Below are 14,095 nucleotides of genomic sequence, written 5' to 3'. Positions count from 1 at the left end.
TTTTAAATCATAAAGGAATAAAAAATAAATCTATCCCAATAGAATAGATTTAATTTCCTTTAGAGATTTTCAAAGTTGAGCAAAAAAACCTATTTGCCTTCAGCTTTTAATTCTTCACAAAGCTCAACTGCTTTTTTAGCCGCTTTTTCCATTGAAGTTTCATATGGAATGCCTGCTTCTTCCAAGAGCCTTTGACCTTCTTCCTCATTGGTACCTGTCAATCTGATAACAATGTAAACCCTGCGGTCAGCCTGTTCTAAAGCCTTAATTACACCACGAGCAACATCATCAGCCTTGGTAATTCCACCTAAAACATTTAAGAATACCACTTTAACAGGATCATAGTTTAAAACTATGTTTAAAGCCTGATTGATAATGTGTTCTGAAGCTCCACCACCGATATCCAGGAATGTTGCCGGTTCTCCACCATTAAGCTTAATCATGTCCATTGCAGTCAATGTTAAACCTGCACCATTACCTATAACTGCGATGTCTCCGTCCAATTGAACAAAGTCAACAGCTTTTTTCTTATAGTGCATTCTTTCAACCAATTCTTGGTGTCTGAATAGGGAATCATTCTCAACAACCATTTTAGCGTCAGCTGCAATTAGTCCGTTAGGAGTCAATACCAATGGGTTGATTTCAGCAGTGTCTGCATCATATTTGGTGAATACATTATACAACTTCCAAATCATGTCTCCCATAGGAGAGATTAATTCGGATGGAACGCCCATCTTACGGGCAACTTCACGTGCCTCATATGGCAAGAATTCAAGTAAAGGATTTGGATAATACTTAATAATCTTTTCAGGGTTGGTTTTAGCTAGGTTTTCAATTTCAACCCCACCTTCCTTACTTGCTAAAATTACAGGTCTTCTAGCTCCCCTGTCAACAGACACGGTTACGAAGAACTCATTTAATATTTCGGCTTTTTCTTCAATTAAAAGGTGTTTTACTTTTTCACCTTTAATTTCCATACCTAAAATTTCATCAGCAACTTTTAAAGCTTCACCAGGATTGTCAGCGAATTTTACACCACCCGCTTTACCTCTTCCACCGGTTAAAACTTGTGCCTTAATAACTACAGGAACATCCATTTCAGAAGAGATTGTCATTGCCTCTTCCGGAGAGTATGCGACATGTCCTTCCAAAATAGGAATTCCTTCCTCATGAAAAATTGTTTTTGCTACATTTTCGAAAAATCTCATTTTAACACCTTATTCCGCTAAAGCATATCCTGCCTCAAATGCCTTAATGTTTTTCTCTTCAGTACCAGCAGGAACACTGGCTTCAATAGCTTTCATAGCAGCTTCCTTGGATATGACTTCAGTAATTTTTGTAATGGCTCCAACCATAACGATATTAGCTACAATTTTAAGTCCAATTTCATCAGTAGCTGTTTGTGTTGCAGGAGCCTCATAAACTTTAATATTATGCTCATCAATAAATTCACGAACATCTTCAACATCAGTTGTTCCAGGATCAACAATTAAGGTTCCATTATCCTTTAAATCCACAATATATTTAATCAATGCCTCATTTGACATGGCAACCAATATATCAGGATTCTGAACTTTAGGATAATCGACTTCGGTATCACTTATAACAACTTCACATTTGGAAGCTCCTCCACGAGCTTCCGGACCGTAGGATTGGGTTTGAACAGCTTCCTTATTATCAAAAAGACTTGCAGATTTACCTAAAATAATACCTGCAAGAATTACTCCTTGACCACCAAAACCACAAATTCTAATTTCAGTTCTCATATTATCCCTCTATAAATCTGATTCATATGCAGAATTGATAACAGTTTTTTTACCTGATTTTTCCACACTAATCTTATCAATATTATCTGTAAATTCATCTCTTGTGTAATTTGCAAACTCACCGACAACAATCTTGCCTTCCAAATCCTTTGCTCTCATGTTGTCTGCAGCAGATTTGAATACAGTGTTTGCTTTCATCACTGCAGCCATTGCAGTAGGAGTTCTGAGTTTGTTTTTACGACCAAAGTAAGTTGGACATTGAGTTGCAACTTCAATAAATGAGAATCCAGGATTTTTTAATCCGTCCTTAATGGAAGTCACAAGATTTTCAATTTGCACAGTAGTCCATCTAGCAGAGTATGTTGCGCCGGCAGCTGCAACAAGTTCAGCTAATTTGAATGGAGTGTCTTGATTACCATAAGGAGCAGTTGTTCCGAAACTACCTTTAGGAGAAGTAGGACTGATTTGACCACCAGTCATACCATAAATATTATTATTGATACAGATTACAGTTAAGTTAATATTTCTTCTAGCAGCATGAATTAAATGATTACCACCGATGGATGCAGCGTCACCGTCACCAGTGAAAACCACAACATCCAAATCTTTATTAGCAGTTTTTAATCCAGTTGCAAAGCTTAATGCTCTTCCGTGAGTGGTGTGCAAGGAATCGCATTTTAAGTATCCTGGAATTCTTGAGGAACATCCAATTCCAGAAACCATTGCAATATTGTCAAAGTCCATTTCTGCCTTTTCCATTGCAGCTAAAAATGCATTGATAATTGCACCGTTTCCACAACCTGGACAGAAAATATGAGGTAATCTATCTTCCCTTAAGTATGGAAGAAATCTGTTTTCTTTATGTTCTGTCATTTTAGTTACCTCCAATTCGTGAAATCTCTTCTAATATCTCATCAGGAGTTGGCAATAATCCTCCAATTACTCCCATCAAATGAACGTTAGCGTCTCTTTTAAGCACACGGTCAACTTCATAATACATTTGACCTAAATTCATTTCCACAACAATTACATCACTAGCGTTTTTAGTGATTTCCCTCAATTGTTCATCTGGGAATGGCCATGGAGTGTCAATTTTAGCATAACCAACTTTTTGACCGTTAGCCCTTGCCTTGTTAACCGCTTCAACAGCGGACCTGACAGGAGCACCATAAGAAACAATGATGACATCTGCATCTTCACAGTTTTCACTTCTGACGGAGCAGATTTTGTCTTTATTATTTAAAACTTTATCACAGATTCTTTGTACCAATTTATCATGAGTTTCAGGAGTGTTTGTATCAGGATAACCTCTTTCATCATGAGTAAGGCCTGTCACGTGTATGTTGAATCCGTCACCAAATGCAGGCATTGGAGTTGTTCCGTTTTCAACATTTTCAAATGGCAAGTAATTGTCAGTTTCTTCAGGCCTTTTCCTTGGAACAATTTCAATATCATCTTCCACGATGATTTTTTCCCTCATGTGTCCAATAACCTCATCAGCCATGACAAATACTGGGCATCTGTATTCTTCTGCTAAATTAAATGCTTTAATTGTGAAATCAAAAAATTCTTGAACGCTTGAAGGAGATAAAGCTATTGGCTCATAGTCCCCGTGAGATCCCCAACGAGCTTGCATCATATCACCTTGTGCAGCCATGGTTGGTTGAGCAGTAGATGGTGAACCTCTTTGAACATCAACAATGACGATTGGAGTTTCAGTCATGAACGCATAACCAATATTTTCTTGCATTAATGAGATACCGGGACCAGATGTTGCGGTCATGGATTTAGCTCCTCCCCAAGAGCCTCCGATGATAGCTCCCGCAGATCCAATTTCATCTTCCATCTGAACAAATGAACCTCCAACTTTTGGTAAATCACGAGCTAAAGTTTCTGCAACTTCTGTAGATGGAGTGATAGGATATCCAGCAAAGAATCTGCAACCTGCGATTATTGCTCCTTTAGCGCATGCTTCATTTCCTTGAATAAAAAATTCTTCAGCCATTTTATACACCTACTTTTTCCCCTTTGTAAAGTTAGGATTGAAATTCACATCATTGCCATCTTTCATCCACCAGTTTTCAGGCAAATCTACTGTAATTGCTTGGTCTGGACATGCAATTTCGCAAGTGCCACATTTTGTGCACCTGTCTTCAAAGTTAACAAATGGTAATTGCACACCTTTTTTATTAACATCAGGAGATATTGCATATACGTTTTTATAACACATAAATAAGCAAAGATGACATCCTTTACATAGTTCTTCGTCAATAATAATCAATTTAAAATCTCCTTAATAATTCTATGATAAATAAATCTAGAATGTATATTATTTATGTTGATAAACATTTAAATATCTTATGTGAAATCATGATAAATTTAAAAATTTATTAAAAATTAAGGATAAACTAGATAATATGAAAAATTTAAAGACCCCTATTACAGATGATGAGTTATCCCAATTGCAAGTCGGCGATAAAATCACAATATCCGGAACAATTTATACCGGCCGTGACGCCGCACTGCCCCAACTGGCTGAACTTGTCGATAAAGATGAGGTTCCCTTTGACTTGAATGGAAGCGTCATAATGCATACAGCATTCAGCGATGCAGGAATTGCACCAACAACAAGCAGCAAAGTGGAAATTGAATCAACAATTCCAAGATTAAGTGAAGCGGGCGTTAAGGTTCACATGGGCAAGGGAATGCTCAATGATGAGACAATCCAGTCATTGAAAGACAACAACTCCATTTTTGTAATAACACCACCTGTAGCAGCATTGCTAACAAGCAGGGTCTTGGAAAAAAAGTGCGTTTTATTTGAAAATGAGGGCATGGAAGCCATGTTCGAGTTAAAAGTAAAAGAGATTCCTGGAATAGTTGCAATCCAGGATGGAAAAAAAATTTAAATGAAGAAATTATTCTTCATCTTCTTCATCATCAGATTCTTCATTTTTCTCGAAGGAATCTACGAAATTAACTTTAGTAACTTCTTCGATGTTGTCCCAGATGTCTTTTGCGATTCTGAATCTTGCAAAGGTAATGTCCATGTAAGATTGTTGATCGAATTTAGCCATGTCATCTAATTTGATGTTTGCAACACCGTCAACGATATCGATTTCGGTTTTGTCGATGTCAACATTAGGGTTGGAGTAGTGTAACTCAATCATACTTTTGATTTTTTCATCACTGTCTTCGATGATTTCACATACTTCAACATCGTAGATTAAGTCTTTTCCTGCTAATTCGTGGTTGAAGTCAACTCTTACTCTTCCACCATTTACGGTTAAGATTTTACCGGTTGCTCCTTCAGCTTGGATTTTCATACCTGGGTATGGAGTCATGCTTTGTTTTTTGAATTCTTTCATAGGCACTAATTGGATTAAGGAAGGGTCTCTTTGACCGAAACCATGTTCGGAATCCACTTCAATAGTTTTTTTGTCCCCTGCTTCTAATCCGATAATTTCTTCTTCAATAGCAGGTAATAAGTGGTTTCCGCCTACAACAATAGGAATTGCTTTGTAAGTTTTGTTTTCATCGAAAATTCCAGCTTCTTGTGCAACTTCATCATAAGTGGTGTCAAATACGTCATCAGTTTCTTTAATTTTACCAGTAAAATTTACTCTTACAAAATCTCCGTTATCTATAGCCATAAAAATTACGCTCCTTAATAATTTTGATTAAATAATTTGTTAATAAATATAACATTAATAATTTTAGTAACCATTACTTATTAAAGTTTTGTTTAAATGGAAACTCAGTTAAAAATATATGATATTTTAAAAAAAATAATTACTTTTCAAACGCTCTTTCTAAAAGAGTAATATAAATAAAATATATAATGTTAGTCATGCAAAGAAGAGGAGCAGTCAATTTACCCTTACATGGAGGTCACCCACCAAAATGGCTATTCTCAAGGATGGTGGAATTATCCGGCGCATTGACCAGCGTGATTATCGAGGAATATAGTTTAGAGGAATTTCTGAACCGAATATCCAATCCATACTGGTTTCAAGCGTTTTCATGCGTTCTTGGTTTTGATTGGCACTCTTCTGGAACAACCACCACAACATTAGGTGCCCTTAAGGCTTCACTGTCCCCTGAAGAACATGGAATTTATTTGACTGGAGGAAAAGGTGCAAAATCAAGAAAGACCCCTCAAGGAATCGAGCATGCTGGAGAAGTCTTTAACTTAAAAACAAAAACAACAGAAAAACTAGTCGAAACAAGCAGGCTATCCGCTAAAATTGACAATTCCTGCATTCAAGACGGCTACACATTATACCAGCACAACTTCTTCGTTACAGAAAAGGGAGACTGGGCAGTTGTCCAACAGGGACTTAATACCGAAAACAAGTATGCACGAAGATACCATTGGCTAGGTTCAGAGGTTGATGACCTATTAAATGACCCTCACAGCGGAATATCCTGTGACCAGATAACCCCAAATACACTTAACATGCCTTCTGAAGAAAGTAAAGAAGCGCAAAAAATCAGTGTTGATTTGATTAACGACAACCCAAATCATTTAAGACAATACTTCAAACGAAAGGACAATCAGATGCTTTTGGAGGATTTCACCATGCCTGAGCATCACCCTGTTCTTGACATGGACATTTCAGACAAGGAGTTTGAATTATTGACACGTGCATGGGAAATACAGCCCGAAAACTACGAGGAACTGATTCTTCTTCAAGGCATTGGTCCCAAAAAAATAAGAGCCCTTGCACTAATATCCGATCTTGTTTATGGAGAGCCTGCAAGCTGGAAAGACCCAGTAAAATACAGTTTCACACATGGTGGAAAAGACGGTTTCCCCTATCCTGTCGATAGGGAAGTTTATGATAATTCAATTCAAACAATACGTGACGCACTTGACCAAGCACGCATAAAAAAAGATGATAAGTTGAAAGCCATTAAAAGACTTGATGACTTTATCTCCTAACGGTTTTCATCGTGAATATTGACTGTTTTTCCATGAGCGTTAGGCACAACTTCAAGAACCGGATTTTCAAATTCCAATTCAAATTCCTTACCGTCCATCAGCAAGTGTTGAAATACCGCCAAGGAAGATACTTCAGAATGAGGTTGTGTTGTTACAGAAACATTCCAGTCAGCGGCCTTATAGACTTTTCCAGGAACTTTTGCACCACCAACAACAATTAAAATATCAGACCCATCTTCCCTTACTTCCGGAGCAACCTCATGAGCTTGTGATCCATACATTGTTAGATGCACCACCTTACCGCCATCGGCTTTCCATTTATTGATAACACCCATAGCACTTTCAGTATATTCGATTTCAAAATTGCCCCCAAATCTTGAAGCAGTATCCCTTACATTTTCCATCAAACGATTGTCACGTTCACCTGCAAGATATATTTTACTGGCTCCAAAAGCACGGGCAGTCAAACAAACATGAGTAGTTATACGAGTATCTCTTTTTAATCTGTGGTCCAATCTTAAAACATTAACATTCATATTATCAGTTAATTATTAAACCTTAGAATATATAAATCTGATGAGAAAAACCACATTAGACAACTAGTGGAGGTGATACATACATTGACCATTCAATGATTGCTATTTAATATGAAAAATGATATTTAAAAAAAAATATTTTCTAGTGGCAATTCTCATCACCACTAACTTTAACATTAAAGGTATTTAAAATAATGTATAAACTAGCTTCAATATTTATTTTGAAGTGTTAAATATATTTAAATGAAATATAACGCAACTACCATAAACAATAATGATAATAAACGACCTACCTCATTACTCATTCCTAAAACATCGCCATTAGCTAAAACAAAATTGCGTTTTGCAATTGTCGCTATGACAATTCCTGAAACCATTGCCCCAATGACACCAACAATACCCACAAGTCCTCCGAGCAAGTATGCAATCAAACCAACAAGGACAGTGGACAAGAAATAATTGGCAATATTTGTTTCATTCATAAAGTAACTTCCAATACCTGGAGTTAACGGTTTTGAAAGAAGTGCAGTGGTGACCAAAGAGGTCTTAGCAGCCATTTCACAAATAATGATTCCAATTATGAAATTATAATCGAGGATATTATAAAGTCCCGCAATTGTAAGGCTTGCCACTAAAAACAATGTGGCAACTCCGCCAGAACCGACACTGGAGTCCTTCATGACCCGGATTTTCTTTTCAGGTTCTCCATGAACCATCACCCCATCGGCCATGTCCATTACCCCATCCAAATGATTGTAACCAGTGATAATCATCAGAAACGCATAGACAACTGTTGCTGTAAAGAATGAATTCAAATGCAAGAATTCCAATGATACATATCCGCAGATTGCTGCCAGAACACCTACAAAAATATGTAAAAATGGCCAACACCAAGTCAACTTGGTCATGTATTCTATTGATGTGAAAACATTAATCGGCAAAATTGTTGAAAATGTCAAAAGGCCCAAAAGGGATCTTATCGGTGAAAACTCCTCATCTTCAAAGTAACTATCATCTTCCATAATCATTCCTCAAATACTTTAGTTATGCAACCTGCAATCAAACCTGCAAAAATGCCATCAAGAATTGGAGGCAAACCATAGATAATTCCAGGTTTTAGGGTATAATACTTATTAAAATTAAATGCTGCTTTCGTTCCTGCAATCTGATTTGATATGGCCAGACCCAAGATTTCTCCAGTGAGAAAATCATCCTGAATATGAATCTCACGAATCTTATTGTTTGTCAGGTCCCTCTCCGTTGCCATCGCTGAAAGCAACAATGAAATCACATTTACATCTGCCAATGACTTGAGTATTTGAGCCTCCATAGCATCTTGAATATCTGAAGTCACATCACTTTCATTCAAAAGGTCAGTTCCCGCCTCAACCAAATCTCCAATAAGGATTCCTTCGGAAACGAAATAATCAAGAATTCCAAATGTCAATTCCAGTTTTTCAAATGCATCTTCCAGACTTATCTCAACAGCATCACTAATTCTTATTTCAAGCTCATCAAAATCAATATCATCATATTCTGCATTGTTAATGTCCAACAGTCCAGAATCGGTTTCAGGCACATTGGCAAGCACTGCCAGAAAATCATCAGAATTTAAAATATTTTGAATGTGCAATGGCAAATCCATTTTCGCCAAAACTCTGGATTTGGTACCTGCAACCACCTTAAAGATTTTAAGCAAATCCTTTGGAGAGATAACCCTATCAATATAAATGACATGACTCAGGTCAATCCTTGCTTCAACAAAACCTTTATGAGAGTTTGCAACCTTCAGTTTATCCGTAAACTGCTCGAGTTCAACATCACTCGCCATGAATGTGAAAATAGTTAAGTCATCATAAGTATTTTCAAAGTAGTCGAGAGAGTCGGTTGCCTGTGCAATATATGAACCATTAGACTGATTAAATGTTTCAGCACGTTTTGCAGTTGCCTTGAATTCATCCTTTGCCTTAATAATATTAACATTTTCGACAATATCAATACCATCACTTACAGTAAAGTCACTGAATGCCAGGAAATGATTTGGATTATTTATACAGATTCCATAATCCTTCTTGATGATATTTAATTTCATAGGATAATATATATTAATTATTTAATTTAAATTTATATTATATTATAAAAAAGGACTTATCATTATGACAATTATTATTGACCCACAAGCTAGCGGAATAGCCGGAAATATGCTAATCGGAGCATTTGTTGATTTAGGAGCAGATGCCGATGAATTAAAGGAAGTTATGGAAAAATCAGCAAGTGAATTTGGAAAAGTTGAAGTGACCTTTACAAATGTAACAAAACATGGAATCGCATCCACATTTTGCCATGTTGAAATGCTGGAACATGAACATTCAATAGAGTATAAAGATTTTATTTCAAAAATTGAGGCTTTGGACTTGGATGAGAAGGTCATTAACACTTCAATCAGGATTTTTAAAAGAATTGCAGAAGCTGAAAGCAAGGTTCACGGCAAGAGTTTAGATGATGTTCATTTCCACGAGGTGGGTGCCAGCGATGCAGTTGCCGATGTGATAGGTTCCGTTTATGCATATTATTCATTGGGTTATGATTCACATGAAATTATTGGACTTCCGATAGCCGTTGGAGGCGGCAGAATTGAAACCGCTCATGGAACAATACCTGTTCCCGCCCCTGCAGTTGTGGAAATATTAAAAGATGCAAACATGGTCGGAGGACCAGTTGATTCAGAGCTTGCAACACCTACAGGTTGTGCAATTTATATGGAGTTATGTGATGAGATTAACGGGTTCATACCTCAAATCAAATCCAAAAATGTGGGATATGGCGCAGGAAGGAAAGACTTCGACCATCCTAACATCTTAAGGATAATTGAAAGCAACGACATTAGCGAAAAGGATTCCATCGATGTTATCGAAACAAATCTTGACCATCTGACAGGAGAGGAGATTGGCTACTTGTTCGACGTTTTACTGGAAGCCGGCGCAAGCGACGTTTCAATCACCCCAATAATAATGAAGAAAAATCGTCAGGGCAGTCTTTTGAAGGTGATTTCACAAAAAGGAAAACGTGATGACATCATCAACTGCATATTTAAAGAAACAGGCAGTTTAGGAATTAGAATAGCTCCAAATATGCATAGAGGAATTGCAAAAAGAGAATTTGAAACAAAAACATTCAATATTGAAGGAAAGGATTATGAGGTTACCTTCAAAATAGGCTATGTGAATGGCGAAGTGATTTCCAAAAGACCTGAATATGAAGACTTGAAGAAAATTGCCCGTGACACTGGACTGGCTTTAAGAAAAGTTAGGGAGTTAGTAGAATGAAAAAGGCCATTTCAGTTTTTTCAGGAGGCCTTGACTGCACCGTTGCAACTGCAGCATATGATAAAGATTATGAAATTCATGCAATAACCTTTGATTACGGTCAAAAGGCGGCGGCACAGGAAATAAAAACCTCAAAAAGAATTTGTGAAAAAATGGGCTGGACCCATGAGGTCATAGAACTTCCATGGCTTTCAAAAATTAGTAATTCAAGCTTAAACACTGAAGAAGACATTCCTGAAGTGTCAGTTGACGATTTAGATAATTTAGACAAAAGCAGCGAAACCGCAAGCAATGTTTGGGTTCCTGCAAGAAATACCATTTTCACATCAATTGCCCTATCATATGCCGAAAGCATTAACGCAGAGATAATCATTGTAGGTTGGAACAATGAAGAGGGAGCAACATTTCCGGACAATTCAAAAGAATACTTGGAGGAATTCAACAACCTGATTGAAGTTGGATCCCCCGAAAAAATTAGAATTGAAGCGCCATGCATAGATTTGAATAAAGAGGAATTAGTTGAGTTAGGAGTCAAAGTTGGCGCTCCAATGAAATTAAGCTATTCCTGTTATAAAGGAGAAGATGAACCCTGCGGAGTTTGTGAAAGTTGCATGAGAAGGAAGAGGGCATTTGAAAAAGTAGGAATATGATTAAACCTAATCATATTTTTTTAAATTTTCCTTCCAATTTCCATCATCCAACTCCACATCCATCAACATGCAGTCCCTTGCATCACTAACTGAAGTGTACATTTCTTCAACACCTATTTTTGATTTTTGATAGTTGGCAACACGGGATTTCCTAAATCCGAAGTTAGCCGCTTCGGAATATGAGTCAATGTCTGCCCCAATGTATAGGAATTCCCAACTATGATTTGAAATCAGGTTTCGAATTTGTTCTTTTGTGTACTCACAGGAGGAGTTCTCATATCCGTCAGTCATTATTACAACCAATGCCTTATTGTTAATCTCCTTGTCAAGAGAGTTTATTGTTCTTCCAATCGCATCCAAAAGTGCTGTTGAACCCCTTACCCAATATTCATTATCTGTCAATTCAGGCACTTCATGAATTGGTTTCCTTTTGTATAATACTTCGTATTCATGGTCAAAAAGCACAACAGTTACCCTAGTGTTTAACTCTTTTTTAAGTTCCTTTTGGATAAATGAATTGAATCCGCCAATTGTATCCTTTTCAGATCCGCACATTGACCCACTACGGTCCATGATGAATATCAAGTCCATTTCCTCTTGAGATTCTATTTTCATATTTATCACTTCCAGTTATTTTCATGTTATTAAATTGTGTTTAATTACACACAATATATTAACAATTAATATTATATAAAGTTATCGGAAAATGTGAAAAAATGAAAAGTAATTAAATTAAAAAAAAAGTGTAAAAAAATAAAATAAACAGTATGGCTAATCAAGACATTAAACAGACTAATCTAGTTCTTCTAAAATTTTTGAACCCTCTTCAGTCAATCTATAAAGACGACCTTTCCTCAATCTAGGAGTTAGACACTCAACAAGGTCCTGCTCCTTCAGCTCCCTCAAGACATTGGAAACATGATTGCGCAACACCCCACTGTCATTTGCAATTTCAGTTGGAATCTTAAATCCCGGACCAATTGCCTTTAAAACCTTAATCCTATATGAAGAATTTTGAACATATTTCTTTTTATCATCCATAACATCACCAACTAAAGCTTATGCCCACAATTAGTGCAGAATTTATCATGTTCACCAATTGAAACTCCACATGACGGACATTTAAGTTCATCTTCAAATTTCGCACCGCAATTTATGCAAAACTTATCCCCAAGTTCAGCCTGTGCACCACAACTTTGACAATACTTCACATTACCTCCAGCCAAATGAGCATCCCTAAATTCGTCCTTTGGTGTTGGTGTTTCACCAATTACGGGCTGTGAGTAAAAATCCTTTTGATTGTTAATCTCTACAATCAATTCATTCATGGAAGCTATTCTTTTGGAATCCGCCGGGTGAGTAGAGAAGAAATCATGCTCATTGGAATTTTGATTGGACATGGCTTGCCAGAAATGAGGAATGTGAGTTATGTCATATCCTGCCCAATGAATAATCATCATTCCCAAACGGTCGGCCTCCAATTCCTGATCCCTTCCCCAGGGATTCATTAGGAAAAACTGTGACCCCACACTTGCAACGTTTGTTGCAGCTCTTGTCAAGCTACCCAGTCCACCCAAACCAACAAGATCCATAGCGAAACTACCTATCCATGCGGCAGAAGTTATGGCATTTTGAGCATTTTGAGCACTTATCCGTGTTCTTGAATGGTCCAAAAGAGCATGTGCCATTTCATGACCCAAAATAAATGCAATTTTTTCCTCAGTGTTTGCAATGGACAAAATACCTGAAAACATTACAATCTTGCCTCCAGGCATACAGAATGCATTTACTGTATTGTCCGCAACCAGATGGACATCCCAATCATAGTAGTCCTCAACATAATCAAGCCTGCCAATCCTTGCAAGATACTCATTGACTGCATTTATTAACTTTACTGCAACATTTATTACAATTTGACCATTTTGAGTATTGTCAAGCAGTTGTGCCTGATTTAACATGGTATAATACTCATTATATGAATCCTGAAGGAACTTATCGTCATTTACCATGTCAAAATGTTTCTTGCCCGTGAACGGATTTATTGCACTTCTGTCATCTTTTGCCATGATTAAATTTATTACTACTTTGTGTATAAAAACCTTTTTAAATTATCATGATTAAATTAAAAAATATGAGAGAGATGATAGCAATAATATTCATCACCACACTGATTATGGGTTGCGCCCATGCAAGCCAACAGACAATTGAAATAGGTGGAGCTGATTTTGAAATTCCCTCCAAATACCAAGGAGGAGAACTGAAAGATAATCAATACTCATTAGACAATAATTTTTCAATAAGATGTGTTGACAATGATGTTTGCGGAAAGATTGGTTTATGGGCTTGTGAAAATGATTTCAGCGAAGACATAAACATTGGAGACCATCCAGTCAGACACTTTTGCCAGTATAACAAATATGTTAATGGAAACCACTCTCATGCATATTTTGCAAGCAACCATTCCGTTTACGAAATCAGTTGGACGGGCAAGGAAATTAACAAGGATATTGAAAAACTAATTATAAACAGCCCTGCAAGTGAAATTAAGAAAGATTCATTTTACAGTGCATTGGACGAATCAGTTAGTATATACAAACAGCAAAGAATCGACAAATTAAATCAAGAAGCAGAATACAATAACCTTGAGGCGAAATATAATTCCCAATCTCATCAGGATCGAGGTGACGATGCACAGCTTAAAGAAATACTATTGACACATTACAATTAAACCAGCAAAGAAAAATTTTTAGGGGCCTGAATTTTTTTTGTTAAAATTCGACCAGATTCATTTTCTTTTTCTTATTTTTCATATTATTTTTTGATGGTTTATAAAAATACATTAGGATAATTTTTTATTTTATTAAAAAAGGTC

The 14,095-nt window shown here is 36.7% G+C and carries 17 protein-coding genes; 5 read left to right on the top strand and 12 right to left on the bottom strand.

The window, feature by feature from the left end:
• Window positions 1–89: 89 nt before the first annotated feature.
• The 5 genes from sucC to ILA26_RS05360 are packed head-to-tail and all read right to left on the bottom strand — an operon-like array spanning window position 90 to window position 4,047.
• Window positions 90–1,208 (bottom strand): ADP-forming succinate--CoA ligase subunit beta, encoded by a 1,119-nt coding sequence (gene sucC, locus ILA26_RS05380; protein WP_292895023.1) that lies wholly within the window; start codon window positions 1,206–1,208, stop codon window positions 90–92.
• Window positions 1,209–1,217: 9 nt separating this feature from the next.
• Complete coding sequence (locus tag ILA26_RS05375) at window positions 1,218–1,766, bottom strand: 2-oxoacid:ferredoxin oxidoreductase subunit gamma (protein ID WP_292895020.1); 549 nt, start codon at window positions 1,764–1,766, stop codon at window positions 1,218–1,220.
• Between the two features lie 9 nt (window positions 1,767–1,775).
• Window positions 1,776–2,639 carry a 2-oxoacid:ferredoxin oxidoreductase subunit beta gene (locus ILA26_RS05370; protein ID WP_292895017.1) on the bottom strand — a complete coding sequence of 288 codons (864 nt, stop codon included), beginning with the start codon at window positions 2,637–2,639 and terminating at the stop codon, window positions 1,776–1,778.
• Window position 2,640: 1 nt separating this feature from the next.
• Complete coding sequence (locus ILA26_RS05365; RefSeq protein WP_292895014.1) at window positions 2,641–3,771, bottom strand: 2-oxoacid:acceptor oxidoreductase subunit alpha; 1,131 nt, start codon at window positions 3,769–3,771, stop codon at window positions 2,641–2,643.
• 9 nt (window positions 3,772–3,780) lie between these two features.
• Window positions 3,781–4,047: a 4Fe-4S dicluster domain-containing protein gene (locus tag ILA26_RS05360; RefSeq protein ID WP_292895011.1), complete on the bottom strand. Its 267-nt coding sequence runs from the start codon at window positions 4,045–4,047 to the stop codon at window positions 3,781–3,783.
• 136 nt (window positions 4,048–4,183) lie between these two features.
• Here ILA26_RS05360 and ILA26_RS05355 point away from each other — a divergent pair, with 136 nt between their 5' ends.
• Entirely contained in the window at window positions 4,184–4,675 is a 492-nt protein-coding gene (locus ILA26_RS05355; RefSeq protein WP_292895008.1) for a fumarate hydratase C-terminal domain-containing protein, read from the top strand.
• Window positions 4,676–4,684: 9 nt separating this feature from the next.
• On the opposite strand, the gene ILA26_RS05350 is transcribed toward ILA26_RS05355, so the two are convergent.
• Window positions 4,685–5,419, bottom strand: coding sequence for a peptidylprolyl isomerase (locus tag ILA26_RS05350; protein WP_292895005.1), 735 nt, complete (start codon window positions 5,417–5,419; stop codon window positions 4,685–4,687).
• 197 nt (window positions 5,420–5,616) lie between these two features.
• On the opposite strand from ILA26_RS05350, the gene ILA26_RS05345 reads away from it, so the two are divergent.
• Window positions 5,617–6,711 (top strand): DUF763 domain-containing protein, encoded by a 1,095-nt coding sequence (locus tag ILA26_RS05345; RefSeq protein WP_292895002.1) that lies wholly within the window; start codon window positions 5,617–5,619, stop codon window positions 6,709–6,711.
• Here the strand turns inward: ILA26_RS05345 and ILA26_RS05340 are convergent.
• The 3 genes from ILA26_RS05340 to ILA26_RS05330 form a co-directional block, all read right to left on the bottom strand.
• Window positions 6,708–7,247 (bottom strand): tRNA (cytidine(56)-2'-O)-methyltransferase, encoded by a 540-nt coding sequence (locus ILA26_RS05340; RefSeq protein ID WP_292894999.1) that lies wholly within the window; start codon window positions 7,245–7,247, stop codon window positions 6,708–6,710. The genes ILA26_RS05345 and ILA26_RS05340 overlap by 4 nt on opposite strands.
• A 239-nt stretch (window positions 7,248–7,486) precedes the next feature.
• Entirely contained in the window at window positions 7,487–8,269 is a 783-nt protein-coding gene (cobS, locus tag ILA26_RS05335; protein ID WP_292894996.1) for an adenosylcobinamide-GDP ribazoletransferase, read from the bottom strand.
• 2 nt (window positions 8,270–8,271) lie between these two features.
• Window positions 8,272–9,339, bottom strand: a complete 1,068-nt coding sequence (locus tag ILA26_RS05330) for a phosphatidylglycerophosphatase (protein ID WP_292894993.1) — start codon at window positions 9,337–9,339, stop codon at window positions 8,272–8,274.
• 64 nt (window positions 9,340–9,403) lie between these two features.
• Between ILA26_RS05330 and larC the strand changes: the two genes are divergently transcribed.
• Complete coding sequence (gene larC / locus ILA26_RS05325; RefSeq protein WP_292894990.1) at window positions 9,404–10,573, top strand: nickel pincer cofactor biosynthesis protein LarC; 1,170 nt, start codon at window positions 9,404–9,406, stop codon at window positions 10,571–10,573.
• Window positions 10,570–11,223, top strand: coding sequence for a 7-cyano-7-deazaguanine synthase QueC (queC, locus tag ILA26_RS05320; protein ID WP_292894988.1), 654 nt, complete (start codon window positions 10,570–10,572; stop codon window positions 11,221–11,223). Before larC ends, queC begins: the two co-directional genes overlap by 4 nt.
• A 6-nt stretch (window positions 11,224–11,229) precedes the next feature.
• On the opposite strand, the gene ILA26_RS05315 is transcribed toward queC, so the two are convergent.
• The 3 genes from ILA26_RS05315 to ILA26_RS05305 form a co-directional block, all read right to left on the bottom strand.
• A complete protein-coding gene (locus tag ILA26_RS05315; RefSeq protein WP_292894985.1) occupies window positions 11,230–11,838 on the bottom strand; it encodes a vWA domain-containing protein in 609 nt (202 codons plus the stop codon).
• 177 nt (window positions 11,839–12,015) lie between these two features.
• The gene (locus tag ILA26_RS05310) at window positions 12,016–12,264 is read right to left on the bottom strand and encodes a transcriptional regulator (protein ID WP_292894982.1); all 249 of its coding nucleotides are present in this window, start codon (window positions 12,262–12,264) and stop codon (window positions 12,016–12,018) included.
• Between the two features lie 11 nt (window positions 12,265–12,275).
• Entirely contained in the window at window positions 12,276–13,289 is a 1,014-nt protein-coding gene (locus ILA26_RS05305; protein WP_292894979.1) for a M48 family metallopeptidase, read from the bottom strand.
• A gap of 65 nt (window positions 13,290–13,354) precedes the next feature.
• Between ILA26_RS05305 and ILA26_RS05300 the strand changes: the two genes are divergently transcribed.
• Entirely contained in the window at window positions 13,355–13,951 is a 597-nt protein-coding gene (locus tag ILA26_RS05300) for a hypothetical protein (RefSeq protein ID WP_292894976.1), read from the top strand.
• Window positions 13,952–14,095 lie beyond the last annotated feature (144 nt).

The organism is Methanobrevibacter sp. (assembly GCF_017940815.1).
In the GTDB taxonomy this organism is placed as follows: Archaea; Methanobacteriota; Methanobacteria; order Methanobacteriales; family Methanobacteriaceae; genus Methanocatella.
The sequence above is the reverse complement of the archived record's forward strand: the minus strand, read 5'-3'. Positions and strand labels throughout refer to the sequence as shown.